The organism is Hydrogenophaga sp. (genome assembly GCF_018780075.1).
Lineage (GTDB): Bacteria > Pseudomonadota > Gammaproteobacteria > Burkholderiales > Burkholderiaceae_C > Hydrogenophaga.
Window position 1 is genome coordinate 28,734 of the sequence record NZ_JADMKB010000005.1, and the last position, 13,557, is coordinate 42,290.

General features: G+C 66.3%; 10 protein-coding genes. 6 read left to right on the top strand and 4 right to left on the bottom strand.

Features of this window, described 5'->3' with window-relative positions:
• Positions 1-57: 57 nt before the first annotated feature.
• On the bottom strand, positions 58-3,951 hold the full coding sequence (hrpA, locus tag IV088_RS02060; RefSeq protein ID WP_291097158.1) for an ATP-dependent RNA helicase HrpA: 3,894 nt from the start codon (positions 3,949-3,951) through the stop codon (positions 58-60).
• Between the two features lie 87 nt (positions 3,952-4,038).
• On the opposite strand from hrpA, the gene argA reads away from it, so the two are divergent.
• Positions 4,039-5,391: an amino-acid N-acetyltransferase gene (gene argA / locus IV088_RS02065; RefSeq protein ID WP_291097160.1), complete on the top strand. Its 1,353-nt coding sequence runs from the start codon at positions 4,039-4,041 to the stop codon at positions 5,389-5,391.
• Positions 5,392-5,484: 93 nt separating this feature from the next.
• Positions 5,485-6,708 (top strand): polyphosphate kinase 2, encoded by a 1,224-nt coding sequence (gene ppk2, locus IV088_RS02070; protein WP_291097162.1) that lies wholly within the window; start codon positions 5,485-5,487, stop codon positions 6,706-6,708.
• Positions 6,709-6,772: 64 nt separating this feature from the next.
• On the opposite strand, the gene IV088_RS02075 is transcribed toward ppk2, so the two are convergent.
• Together IV088_RS02075 and IV088_RS02080 are read right to left on the bottom strand one after the other, a co-directional pair.
• On the bottom strand, positions 6,773-7,294 hold the full coding sequence (locus tag IV088_RS02075) for a disulfide bond formation protein B (RefSeq protein ID WP_291097164.1): 522 nt from the start codon (positions 7,292-7,294) through the stop codon (positions 6,773-6,775).
• Positions 7,295-7,373: 79 nt separating this feature from the next.
• Positions 7,374-8,147: a ferredoxin--NADP reductase gene (locus IV088_RS02080; RefSeq protein WP_291097166.1), complete on the bottom strand. Its 774-nt coding sequence runs from the start codon at positions 8,145-8,147 to the stop codon at positions 7,374-7,376.
• Between the two features lie 351 nt (positions 8,148-8,498).
• Here IV088_RS02080 and IV088_RS02085 point away from each other — a divergent pair, with 351 nt between their 5' ends.
• Both IV088_RS02085 and IV088_RS02090 read left to right on the top strand, forming a co-directional pair.
• Positions 8,499-8,777, top strand: a complete 279-nt coding sequence (locus IV088_RS02085; RefSeq protein WP_291097168.1) for an oxidative damage protection protein — start codon at positions 8,499-8,501, stop codon at positions 8,775-8,777.
• Between the two features lie 47 nt (positions 8,778-8,824).
• Positions 8,825-10,000: an FAD-dependent oxidoreductase gene (locus IV088_RS02090; protein WP_291097170.1), complete on the top strand. Its 1,176-nt coding sequence runs from the start codon at positions 8,825-8,827 to the stop codon at positions 9,998-10,000.
• 6 nt (positions 10,001-10,006) lie between these two features.
• On the opposite strand, the gene IV088_RS02095 is transcribed toward IV088_RS02090, so the two are convergent.
• Positions 10,007-10,801: a hypothetical protein gene (locus tag IV088_RS02095; protein WP_291097172.1), complete on the bottom strand. Its 795-nt coding sequence runs from the start codon at positions 10,799-10,801 to the stop codon at positions 10,007-10,009.
• 148 nt (positions 10,802-10,949) lie between these two features.
• On the opposite strand from IV088_RS02095, the gene IV088_RS02100 reads away from it, so the two are divergent.
• Positions 10,950-11,741, top strand: coding sequence for a sulfite exporter TauE/SafE family protein (locus IV088_RS02100; protein ID WP_291097174.1), 792 nt, complete (start codon positions 10,950-10,952; stop codon positions 11,739-11,741).
• A gap of 33 nt (positions 11,742-11,774) precedes the next feature.
• A complete protein-coding gene (locus IV088_RS02105) occupies positions 11,775-13,556 on the top strand; it encodes a nitrite/sulfite reductase (protein WP_291097176.1) in 1,782 nt (593 codons plus the stop codon).
• Position 13,557 lies beyond the last annotated feature (1 nt).

Here is a 13,557-nt window from a genome sequence, read left to right on the forward strand (position 1 = left end):
GGGGCACGGCGCGCATCCGATCCGCGGTCGCTGACCGCGAACTGATGTTCGCTGCGCTCAGCTGTTGAGCTGGCTCCAGGCCTTGTCGATCCGCTTCACGCTCACCGGCTGGGGCGTGCGCAGCTCCTGCGCAAAAAAACTCACGCGCAGTTCTTCGAGCAGCCAGCGCACTTCCTGCAGGCGCGCGTCCTGCACACCCTTGCGCTCAGCCACCAGGCGCCAGAAGCGCTGGTCCTGCGGGCGCAGTTCGGCCAGTTTGGTGGCGTCGCGCGCCGGGTCGGCGCGCAGCTTGTCCAGCCGAAGCTGCACCGCTTTCAGGTAACGCGGAAAGTGCTGCAGCTGCGCGTAGGGTGTGGTCAGCAGGAAGCGCTTGGGCACCAGGCGCTGCAGCTGCTGGCCGATGTCGGTCGCGACGTCGGCCGGCGGGCGGCTGTCCTTGAGCTTGCGAGCGGCGGCCGCGTACTCGGTGAGGATCAGGCCCGCGTTGCGCGCGATCTCGGATGAGATCAGCGTCAGCCGGCCACGGCCCTCGTCCAGCCGCTTCTTGAACGCGGCCTCGTCGGTGGGCAGCGGATCGGCCAGGAAGGCGCGGTCCAGCGCAAGTTCGATGATCTGGTTGCGCAGTTCTTCCAGTGTGCCGCCGCCCGATCCGCTGTCCGTCTTGCCCACCTGCATGTAGGCCGTGGCCATGGTCATCAGGCCCGGCAAGTTCTTTTCGAGGTACTTCAACGCGTCGCGGATCTGCAGCGCGAACAGGCGGCGCAGGCCCTCGCGGTGGCGTGCCATCGCCACCTCGGGCTCGTCGAACACCTCGATGCCGACCGCGTCGCCGAGGTCCATCAGCGCCGGGAAGCCGATCAGTGTCTGCCCGCCCTTGCGGATCTCCATCAACTCGGGCAGTTCGCCGAAATCCCAGCTGGTGTGGCGCTGGGTGGCGCTGGCCGCGGGTGCGGCCGGCGCTTCGGCCGCGACGCGGCGCGCACCGCCTGCGCTGGCGGGCGCCGGAACCGCCTTGGGCTCGGGCGCTGCCGGGCGCAGACTGTCCAGCTTCAAGGACGCCAGCGCCTGGAAGGCACCGCGCGCCTGGCCGCCCAGCTCGGCCTTGAGCGCGGCGAGGCTGCGCCCCTGGCCGAGCTGGCGGCCGTGTTCGTCCACCACGCGCAGGTGCATGAAGTGGTGCGGTGTGAGCATGTCGACCTTGATGTCGTTGCGCACGATGTCGAGCTGTGTCGCCTCGCGCACCAGTTTCAGCAGCGCGTCCATCAGGTTGCCAGCGCCGAACACCGCGGGCTCGGTGAGCGCAGCGACGAAACGTTCGGCCGTGGCCGGCAGCGGCACCAGGCGCGAACGCGGGCGCTGATGCAGGGTCTTGAGCAGCGCGAGCAGCTTCTCTTTCAGCATGCCGGGCACCAGCCAGTCGCAGCGGTCTTCGCTCACCTGGTTGAGCGCAAAGATCGGCACCGTGACGCTCAATCCATCGCGCGGGTCGCCGGGCTCGTGCAGGTAGGTGCAGGCGCAGTCCACGCCGCCCAGGCGCAGCGTCTTGGGAAACGCCTGCGTGGTGATGCCGGCCGCCTCGTGGCGCATCAGCTCTTCTTTGGTCAGCAGCAAGAGCTTGGGGTTGAGCTTGACCGCACCCTGGTACCAGCGCTCGAAGCTGGCGCCGTTGCAGACATCGGCGGGCAGTTGCTGGTCGTAGAAGGCATAGATCAGCTCGTCGTCCACCAGCACGTCTTGCCGGCGCGACTTGTGCTCCAGCTCCGCCACCTGCTTCACCAGCTTCTGGTTCGCGGCCAAGAACGGCAGGCGGGTCTCCCAGTCCCCGGCGACCAGCGCTTCGCGGATGAAGATTTCGCGTGCGCCCGCCGGGTCCACCCGACCGTAGTCGGTGCGGCGGTTGTGATAGACCACCAGGCCGTAGAGCGTGGCGCGTTCCAGCGCCGAGACGCGGGCCGCTTTCTTTTCCCAGTGCGGGTCCAGCAACTGCTTTTTCAGCAGGTGCGTGCCCACCTGCTCCAGCCAGGTCGGATCGATGTTGGCGATGCCCCGGCCAAACAGGCGCGTGGTCTCGACCAGCTCGGCGCAGACGATCCAGCGCCCGGGCTTCTTGCTCAGGTTCGCGCCCGGGTGGCGGTAAAACTTGATGCCGCGCGCGCCCAGGTACCAGTCTTCGGCCTCGCTCTTCTGGCCGATGTTGCCGAGCAGACCCGAGAGCATGGCCAGGTGCAGCTGTTCGTAGCTCGCCGGCTGCGTGTTGAGGACCCACTTGTGTTCGGCCACCACGGTGTGCAGCTGGGTGTGGATGTCGCGCCACTCGCGCACCCGCCGCACGTTGATGAAGTTCTCGCGCAGCAGGTTTTCGTACTGCCGGTGGCTGAGCTTGTGGTCCTTGCCGTGGCCGCCCTTGGTGTCTTCGAGCCACTTCCAGAGCTTGAGCGTGCCGCTGAACTCGCTCTTCTCGTCGTCGAATTTGGCGTGCGCCTGGTCGGCCTGGGTCTGCTTGTCCATGGGCCGGTCGCGCACGTCCTGCACGCTCAGGGCCGAGGCGATCACCATCACTTCATCGAGCGCGCCGCGCTGCTGCGCCTCCAGGATCATGCGGCCCACGCGCGGGTCGAGCGGCAGGCGCGAGAGCGTCTGGCCGATGGGGGTGAGTTCGTTGGCCTCGTCCACCGCGCCGAGTTCGGAGAGCAGCTGGTAGCCGTCGACGATGGCGCGCTTTTGCGGCGCCTCGATGAAGGCGAAGTCTTCCACCGCGCCCAGGCGCAGTGCCTTCATGCGCAGGATCACGCCCGCGAGCGAGCTGCGCAGGATCTCGGGGTCGGTGAAGGCCGGCCGGCCGTTGAAGCCGGCTTCGTCGTACAGCCGGATGCAGATGCCGTCGGCCACGCGGCCGCAGCGGCCGGCGCGCTGGTTGGCCGCCGCCCGGCTGATGGGTTCCACCATCAGCTGCTCGACCTTCTGACGGAAGCTGTAGCGCTTGACGCGCGCGGTGCCGGCGTCGATCACGTAGCGGATGCCCGGCACCGTGAGCGAGGTCTCAGCCACGTTCGTGGACAGCACGATGCGCCGCCCGCTGTGGTCCTGGAAGATGCGGTCCTGCTCGGCCTGCGACAGGCGCGCAAACAGCGGCAGCACCTCGGCGTTGCGCAGCGTGGGGATGTGGCTGAGGTGCTTGCGCAGGTGGTCGGCCGCCTCGCGGATTTCGCGCTCACCGGGCAGAAAAATCAGGATGTCGCCGCCCTGCGGTGTGCGCCACAACTCGTCCACGCCATCGGCGATCGCGTTGTTGAGGTCGTACTCGCGGCTTTCTTCAAAGGGTCGGTAGCGCACCTCCACCGGGAAGGTACGGCCCGAGACCTGGATGACCGGCGCCGGGCCTTTTTTCGAGGCGAAGTAGTCGGCAAACCGTTGCGCGTCGATGGTCGCCGAGGTCACCACCACCTTCAGGTCGGGCCGGCGCGGCAGCAGCTGGCGCAGGTAGCCGAGCAGGAAGTCGATGTTGAGCGAGCGCTCATGCGCCTCGTCGATGATGATGGTGTCGTAGGCGCGCAGGTCCGGGTCGGTCTGCGTCTCGGCCAGCAAAATGCCGTCGGTCATCAGCTTGACCGATGCGTCTTTCGAGAGCCGGTCCTGGAAGCGCACCTTGAAGCCCACCACGTCGCCCAGTGGCGTCTTCAATTCCTCGGCAATGCGCTTGGCCACGCTGGAGGCCGCGATGCGGCGCGGCTGCGTGTGACCGATCAGCTGCGGGCGCTGACCCGGTTTCGCATTGAGCTTGCCGCGCCCCATCTGCAGCGCGATCTTGGGCAGTTGCGTGGTCTTGCCCGAACCGGTTTCGCCACAGACGATGACCACCTGGTGCTCGCGCATGGCGGCCTCGATCTCGTCCCGACGGGCGGAGACGGGCAGGGACTCGGGGAATTCGATGTGCAGCGGCGTGGAGGACAAGGGGGAACTTCAGTCAAAATCAGGCAACCGGCGATTATCCGCGCCCCAGCCCCTTCAGTCCGCCACAAGACCGCCCTGCCCCGCTCCATGTCCAACGTCTTCAATTTCACCTTCGTGCCCTGGTTCCGCTCGGTGGCACCCTACATCCACAAGCACCGCAGCAACACGCTGGTGGTGGGCATCGCGGGCGAAGCCATCGCGGCGGGCAAGCTGCAGAACGTTGCGCAGGACCTGGCCCTGATCCAGAGCATGGGCGTGAAGATCGTGCTGGTGCACGGCTTTCGCCCACAGGTGAACGAACAACTGCTGGCCAAGGGCCACACACCCAAATACTCGCACGGCATGCGCATCACCGACTCGGTGGCCCTGGACTGCGCGCAGGAGGCCGCCGGTCAGCTGCGCTACGAGATCGAGGCCGCGTTCAGCCAGGGCCTGCCCAACACGCCCATGGCCGGCGCCACGGTGCGCGTGATCTCGGGCAACTTCGTCACGGCGCGCCCGGTGGGTCTGATGGACGGTGTGGACTTTCAGCACTCGGGCCTGGTGCGCAAGATCGACACCGAAGGCATCCAGCGCACGCTGGACATGGGCGCGCTGGTGCTGCTCTCGCCGTTTGGTTTTTCGCCCACGGGCGAGGCCTTCAACCTCACCATGGAAGACGTCGCCACCTCGGTGGCCGTGGCGCTGCAGGCCGACAAGCTGATGTTCCTGACCGAGGTGCCGGGCATCGCGCTCGACGCGGGAGCGCCGCACCCGGCCCACGACAGCGCCATCGACACCGAACTGCCACTGGCCGATGCCAAGAAGCTGCTGAAGGTCCTGCCCGCGCCCACCCAGCCCACCGACACGGCCTTCTACCTGCAGCACTGCATCCGTGCCTGCGAGGGTGGCGTGGAACGCAGCCACATCCTGCCGTTTGCGGTCGATGGCGCACTCCTGCTGGAGATCTACACCCACGACGGCATTGGCACCATGGTGGTGGACGAAAAACTGGAGAGCGTGCGCGAGGCCACGATGGACGACGTGAGCGGCATCGTGGCGCTGATCGAGCCGTTCGAAAAGGATGGCACGCTGGTCAAGCGCGACCGCACCGAGATCGAGCGTGACGCCGGCAACTACACCATCATCGAACACGACGGCGTGATCTTCGGCTGCGCTGCGCTCTACCCTTACCCCGAGGCCCGCACCGGCGAGATGGCCGCGCTCACCGTGTCGCCCGACACACAGAGCCAGGGCGACGGCGAGCGGCTGCTCAAGCGCATCGAAAGCCGCGCCCGCGCCCAGGGCCTGCAGAGCATCTTCGTGCTCACCACCCGCACCATGCACTGGTTCCTCAAGCGCGGCTTCGTGCAGGTCAACCCCGAGTGGCTGCCCGAGGCCCGCAAACGCAAATACAACTGGGACCGCAAGAGCCAGGTGCTGGTGAAAAAGCTGGGTTGAAGCGCACCGCGCGGCCCGGTTTGACGAACATCAAGCCAGCACCGTGCGATCTGTCCATACTGGTGGATTCAGTGACACCCAGGTGAAAACAGCATGACCGAACGCAGCACCCCCACACCGAACTCCTCCAGTTCCGGCACGGCCGCCAGTGGAAAAACGGCCGCCAAGACCGCCGCCCGAAAGGCCGCCGTTTCGCGCAAAACCGACGAAACCCCGCGTCGTGTGGCCCTGGGTGACACCAGTGGCAGCAGCCAGCCCAAGACCATCCGCAAAAACACCGTGGCGCAGGTGGTGGCCTCCAGACAGGCAGGCCAGCTCGCGGTCGTGAGGGACATCCTCTCTCGCCCTGAAAACAGCAAGAGCGACAAAGCCGCGTCACTTCGCGCCATCCTCGAAGGCGCGGCCCCTGACGATGCCAAGGCCATTCGCCAGCTGCTGCGCGGTGAGGCGAAAGCCTCTCAGCGAACCACCACAGCCCCTGAAGTGGACCCCAACGAACAGCTCAACAAGGACTGGCGCAGCGGCGCCTACCCCTACAGGAACCTGTTGTCGCGCAAGGTCTATGAGGCACAGAAGTACCTGCTGCAAGTGGAGCTGCTCAAGCTGCAGGCCTGGGCCAAGGAAACCGGGCAGCGGGTGGTGATCCTGTTCGAGGGCCGCGATGCCGCCGGCAAGGGCGGCACCATCAAACGCATGATGGAGCACCTGAACCCGCGCGGCGCCCGCGTGGTGGCACTGGAGAAACCCAGCGAGGTGGAGCGTGGGCAGTGGTACTTCCAGCGCTATGTGCAGCACCTGCCCACGGCCGGCGAGATCGTGCTGTTTGACCGCAGCTGGTACAACCGCGCCGGCGTGGAGAAGGTGATGGGCTTCTGCTCCGACGACGAGTACCAGGAGTTCATGCGCCAGGCACCGCAGTTCGAACGCCAGCTGGTGCGCAGCGGCGTGCACCTGATCAAGTTCTGGTTCTCGGTGAGCCGAGAAGAGCAGCGCCGCCGCTTCAAGGAGCGCAAGGCCCACCCGCTCAAGCAGTGGAAGCTCAGCCCCATCGACCTGGCTTCGCTGGACAAGTGGGCCGACTACACCCAGGCCAAGGAGGCCATGTTCTTCGAGACCGACACGGCCGACGCTCCATGGACCGTGATCAAAAGCGACTGCAAGAAGCGTGCGCGCCTCAACGCCATGCGTTACCTGCTGCAGAAGCTGCCGTACACCAACAAGGATCCGAAAAACATCGGTCCTCTCGATTCACTGATCGTGGGCCGGGCCCACGTGGTGTATGAGCGCGGGGAGCGACCCGGCGGCGCCATTCTCTGAACGATCAGAACACCCCAAAAGAGAAGCCGCCCTCGGGCGGCTTCTCTTTGTGAGCACCATCGGTTCAGACGGACGGCCTGCGCAGCAACATCAGCAAGGCCAGCGCGGCAATGCCCGCGAAACAGAGAAACGACCAGTTGGCAATCGTCAGACCCAAGAAGGTCCAGTCCACCGCCGAACAGTCTCCACTGCCCTTGAAAATCATGGGGATGGCGCGCTTGAGCGGAAACGATTCGATCATTCCGTAGAAATCGCGTCCACAGCTCATGATCTCCGGCGGGTTCCACTGCAGAAAGCTCTGGCGCGCCGCCACGAAGGCGCCACCGATCGCCAGCAGCCCCATGGCGCCAACGCCCACCTGGCGCCCGCGGCGACCAGGCAGCAAAGCACCCACACCCGCCACCAATGCCACCAGGATCAAGGCGTAGCGTTGCACGATGCACATCGGGCACGGCTCCAGCCCAACGACCTGCTGCAGATAAAGAATGCCGAACGCCAACAGGCCGACACAGGCCACCGCCACCAGCGCGAGCACTCGGCGAGGGTGTTGGTCCAACAGGCGAAAAACAGGGGCAAGGGTGCTCAAACGATCTCCTGAAAATGAAACGAGGCGCCCCGGTGGACCCGGCCAGCGCCTCAGAGTTCCGGCGGAAACAGGCGATCGATCAGCTGTCGGCGAAAGCGCGCTCGATCACGAACTGGCCCGGCCGCGTGGTATTGCCTTCGGCAAAACCGCGCTTTTCGCACAGGGCCTTGAGATCGCGCAGCATCTCGGGGCTGCCACAAATCATGACACGGTCTTCCGCCGGGTTCAGGTCGGGGATGCCCAGGTCTTTGGCGAGCTGGCCGTTCTCGATCACGACCGGAATGCGGCCCTGGTGCACGAAGGGCTCACGGGTCACGGTCGGGTAGTACAACAATTGCTGCTGCACCAGCTCACCCAGGAATTCGTCCTGCTTGAGCGTGCTTTCCAGCATCTCGCGGTACGCCAGTTCCTTGACCTCGCGCACGCCGTGCACCAGCACGACCTGTTCGAACTTTTCGTAGGTTTCGGGGTCGCGGATCACGCTCAGGAAGGGAGCCAGTCCGGTGCCGGTGGCCAGCAGGTACAGGCGCTTGGCGGGCAGCAGGTAGTCGATCAGCAGGGTTCCGGTGGGCTTGCGGCCGACAATGACCTTGTCACCCACCTGAATGTGCTGCAGGCGGCTGGTCAGCGGACCGTCCTGCACCTTGATGCTCAGGAACTCCAGGTGGTCGGCGTAGTTGGGGCTGGCAATGCTGTACGCGCGCAGCAGCGGCTTGTCGTTGACCCGCAAGCCGATCATGGTGAAGTGCCCGTTCGAGAAGCGCAGGGCCTGGTCACGGGTGGTGGTGAAGCTGAACAGGCGGTCGGTCCAGTGATGCACGGTCAACACGCGTTCTTCGATGAAAGCACTCATGGTCTTGAAAAGGTCTGTGAACCGCAGCCAGGCTGCGGCAGGTCGGCGAAAGGTCCGGCGCACCGGTGGCGGTATGGGCACCGCATCAGATCCCCAGATTGTAAAAGCCCGCGTCTGTCAAAGATTTGCGTTATGTCAGCCCGGACCATGCCGATCCGGGCCACACTGCACCCCGATGTCCCGCCCCGCTGGGTCCAGGGACACCCAATCGTTGATACAGTCGGGCCCATGCCAGCCAGGCTCCACCCGGCTGGCCGTTCTGGAAAACCCGCATGATGCCCGCGCTCGGTTAAAACCAGAACCAATATATTTTTATTTGATTCATATCCAAAGAGATATTAAGGACACCCCATGGCACGCACCATCCAATGCATCAAGCTCGGCAAAGAAGCCGAAGGTCTGGACTTTCCGCCCTACCCGGGCGAGCTGGGCAAGCGCATTTATGAAAACGTGAGCAAGGAAGCCTGGGCGGCCTGGCTCAAGCACCAGACCATGTTGCTGAACGAAAACCGCCTCAACCTGGCCGACGCCCGCGCGCGCCAATACCTGGCCCGCCAGATGGAGAAGCACTTCTTTGGCGAAGGCGCCGACGCCGCCGCCGGTTACGTGCCGCCGCCCAGCGCATCCTGATCGCGTCCCACGCGTCCGGTCTTGTGGGCCCGGATGCCCCAACCCCATTGCACGAGCCGTCCTCTACCCGCCATGCCTTGGTGATCGGCGCCGGTCTGGCCGGGTCTGCCGCCTGTGTGGCCCTGGCCCGTCGGGGATGGCGGCTGACCTTGCTCGACGCTGCGCCTGGCCCAGCCCAGGCGGCGTCTGCCTTGCCCGTGGGCATGCTCAGCCCGCATGTGACCCGGGTGCCCACGCCGTTGTCGCGCCTGTGCGCCTTGGGTGTGGCGGATGCCCGCCTTGAATTGCAGCGGCGGGTGCCACAAGGCCACGGTTGGCAAGCCTGTGAGGTGGACAACCTGGGCCATGACCCTGGCCGCTGGCCCGCTGCACTGGTGCGACCAGCCGCGCTGGTGAATGCCTGGCTGGACGAGGCGCGCGGCTTCGGTGCGCTGGACTGCCTTTGGAGCCAGCGCGTGGCGGGCCTCACGCGCTGGCCTGACGGCGCCTGGGTGGCGCTGGACGAAGCCGGCCGGCCACTGGCCCAAGCGCCGACCGTGGTGGTGGCGTCTGCCCATGGCACCCGGACCCTGCTCGAAAGCCATCACGGATTGACCGCCACGGCCCTGCCGTTGCGCCCGGTCAAAGGACAGATGAGCCTGGCCGCGCTCGACGGCGACCCGCTGGCACCCCGCCCCATGCGCAACAACGGTGTTTTTGTACCCGCCTACGAAGACGCTGGCCTGTCGCCGGCGTGGCCGCCGCGCGTCTGGGCCATGGGTTCGACATACGAACGTGGAGCAGACAACAACACTGTCGAGGCGGCTGCCCATGAACGCAACGCACAGAGTCTGGAAGAGATGCACGCACCCGCGGCTGGCGTGTTGCGGCAATCGGTCGCCGACGGCTCGTTGCGGGGCTGGGCCCAGGTTCGTTGCGCTTCACTGGACCGTTTGCCCCTGGTGGGTGCCGCGCCCGACCTGCAGGCGCTCGACGCGCTGATGAACGCCGCTGGCGCTCGCCGGGGGCGGGTGCCGCTGGCCGAGACACCGCACCTGCCCGGTCTGTACCTGCTGACCGCCCTGGGATCGCGTGGCCTGACGCTGGCACATTGGTGTGCCCACCTGTTGGCCGCCCGCATGAGCGGCGAGGCATCGCCCCTGCCGCCCGCCGACCACGACCTGGAACAGGCGCTGGACCCGTCGCGGTTTGCCTGGAAAGCCGCCCGGCGACAGCGCGTCTGAGCGCGTTCAGCGCAGCAGGTCCAGCGACCGTTGCAGCTCGTCGGCCTGCAGCGGTCGGGCCAGCAGGGCGTTGATGCCGGTGCGCTCCGTGTCCCGTCTCATCCGTCGCCGGCTCCACCAGGGCGACAGCGGCCCCGCGTGTTCGCTGATGCCCATGTTGAGCGCTTGGGGGTTGTGCTGCGCGAACAGCCGGGCCAGCGACCAGGCGTCGATATGGTGCTCGTCCAGATTGAAGACACCACAACAGTAGCGCTGGCGCCCGATCAGCTCTGCCGCCAGTTCGGTGCTCTGGGCCACGTCGGCATCCAGCACGCCCACGCGCGCCAACCGGGCGCGAAAGAGAGGCTCTTCCTCGGGTTGAGATCCCACCAGCAGCGCCCGCTTGTGGACCTCACCGGGTGCCATCTCCAGCGGGGCCGGCGAGGTGACGTCCAGATCCAGTTGACCGGAATCGACCTGCCTCGCCGCAGACACCGCGTCGAGATCGTCCAGCAGGCCCGCCCACTGGATCGGCCGGTCCACCACCCGCCACGCGTGAGCCGGTGCCCTGGTCCCCACCCAGATCAATCGCTGCCCGGGAGGAAGTTCCTTGGCGTGGGCGAGCACCGCCTCGGCGCTGTCGCCATCCACCAGCGCAACATCGGCGCGCATGGTGTTGAGTTCGACGCCCGGGGCGGTGAGCGGGACCCAGGGCACATAAGACAGTTCGCGCTCTTCCGACAAGCGAAACACCGTGTTGAGCGCATGCCGTTCCACGTCGGAAAACCCCACGACATTGACGTAAATCCGCTGCTTGACCATGGCTGCATGTTACTGCCACCCCACTGACCGCAGGCCGGTCGGGGCGATCCAGATGCGTCCCCCGATGCTTCCTTTTATTGCCGAAAGGCATATATGAACAACCAAAATGTCGTTTGCAATATAAGCAGGCATCTTTACAGTCGCGCCCATGCCTGAATTCGCCATCATCTTTGCCGGCTTTGCCGTGGGACTCATCGTCGGGCTCACCGGCGTGGGCGGCGGCTCGCTGATGACGCCGATACTGATCTTTTTCTTCGGCATCAAGCCCTACCTCGCGGTGGGCACCGACCTGCTGTTCGCCGCCTTCACCAAGGCCAGCGGCACGCTCAGCCTGGCGCGCCAGCGCCTGGTGCCGTGGCGTGTGGTGGGCCAGCTCTGCGCCGGCAGCATCCCGGCCGCGCTGGTCACGCTGGCGGTGCTGCACAAGGTCGGTCCGGCCAATCCCCAAGTGCAGTCGGTCATGACGCACACCTTGGGCATCGCCCTGCTACTGACCGCCGTGGCCATGCTCTACAAGGCCGCCCGCGGGAAACAGCTGCCACGCACCCTGCCAGAAGGCCGGCTGCAGGACGCGACCCGCGCACGCCACTGGAGCCTGCCGGTGCTGTTCGGCGCCGTGATCGGCACCCTGGTCACCCTCACCTCGGTCGGCGCCGGTGCGATCGGCGTCTCGGTGCTGCTGATCCTGTTCCCGCTGCTGCCGCTGCCGCGCATCGTGGCCGCCGACATCGCTTACGCTGTGCCGCTGACGCTGGTGGCCGGTCTGGGTCACGCCAGCCTTGGCTCGGTGGACTGGCCGCTGCTGGTCAATCTGCTGGCCGGCTCCATTCCGGGCATCTGGCTCGGCACCCGCCTGATGCGCCACACGCCCGAACGCCTGGTGCGCTCTGCGCTCTCGGTGTTGCTGGCCTACGCTGGCATGAAATTGATTGCCCTCTGATTCTTTCTGCCCCACGAAGACGACGTACCAACGATGTACCAATATTCCGACTTTGACCGCCAGTTCGTGCAATTGCGCGCCGACCAGTACCGCGACCAGCTCACCCGCTGGCAAGCCGGCACGCTGGGCGACGACGAGTTCAAGCCGCTGCGCCTGCAGAACGGCTGGTACGTGCAGCGCTTTGCGCCCATGCTGCGCGTGGCCGTGCCCTACGGTGAGATCAACAGCGCACAGCTCAAGGTGCTCGCAAAGATCGCGCGCGACTTCGACCACAAGGAAGACCACGACGTCTCCCAAGCCAATGCAGGCCTCTCCGAAGTGCCCACGCTGCCCGACCGCTGCGGCCACTTCACCACGCGCCAGAACGTGCAGTACAACTGGATCCCGCTCTCGCGCTCGGCCGACGTGATGGATCTGCTGGCCAGCGTGGGCATGCACGGCATCCAGACCAGCGGCAACTGCATCCGCAACATCACCACCGACGCGCTGGCCGGCATCGCGGTGGACGAGGTGGCCGACCCGCGCCCCTTCGCCGAAATCATGCGCCAGTGGAGCACGCTGCACCCCGAGTTCGCCTTCCTGCCGCGCAAGTTCAAGATCGCCATCACCGGCGCCCGCGAAGACCGCGCCGCCACGCCGTGGCACGACGTCGGCCTGCGCCTCTTGCGCAACGTGGACGGCGACCTGGGCTTCCAGGTGCGCGTGGGTGGCGGCATGGGCCGCACGCCGATCATCGGCACGGTGATCCGCGAGTTCCTGCCCTGGAACCAGATCCTCAACTACCTCGAAGCCGTGGTGCGCGCCTACAACCGCTTCGGCCGCCGCGACAACATGTACAAGGCCCGCATCAAGATCCTGGTGAAGGCCGAGGGCCAGGCTTTCACCGATCAGGTAGAAGCCGAGTACCGCGACATCATCGAGAAGGACGGCGCGCCGCACACCATCAGCCAGGCCGAACTGGACCGCGTGAGCGCCTTCTTCGTGCCGCCGCAGCTCAAATGCGACCGCAAGAGCGCCGACGCCAAGATCGCGCACATCCTCAAGGCCGCGGCCGAAGACGACGTGGAGTTCAGCCGCTGGCTCACGCAAAACGTGAAGCCGCACCAGAACGCGGATCTGCGCGCCGTCACGCTGTCGTTCAAGCGCCTGGGCTCAGCCCCCGGCGACGCGAGCGCCGAGCAGCTGGAGCGCGCCGCCGAGCTGGCCGACCGTTTCTCGGCCGGCGAGGCGCGCGTGACGCACGAACAGAACCTGCTGCTGCCCTGGGTCAGCTGCGACCAGTTGCCCGAGCTGTGGCGCGAAGCGCGCCGCCTCGGCCTGGCCAAGCCCAACATCGGCCTGCTGAGCGACATGATCGCCTGCCCCGGTGGCGATTTCTGCGACCTGGCCAACGCCCGCTCGCTGCCCATCGCTCAGGCCTTGCTGGCGCGTTACCAGGACCTGGACGAGCTTCACGACCTGGGCGAGATCGACCTGCACATCAGTGGCTGCATCAACAGCTGCGGCCACCACCACAGCGGGCACATCGGCATCCTGGGCGTCGACAAGGACGGCCAGGAGTGGTACCAAGTGACGTTGGGCGGCTCGGATGGCACGCGACTGTCGGGTGAATCCACACCGGGCAAGGTCATCGGCCCGTCGTTCGCCGCCAATGAAATGACCGACGTGATCGAAGCCGTGATCAACACCTACCGCGAGCAGCGCGACGGCCGCGAGACCTTCATCGACACCGTCAAGCGCATCGGCATCGACCCCTTCAAGACCGCCGCCAACGCCGTGCGCGTGGCCACGGCCCGAACCCCTGTCGCCGCCTGAG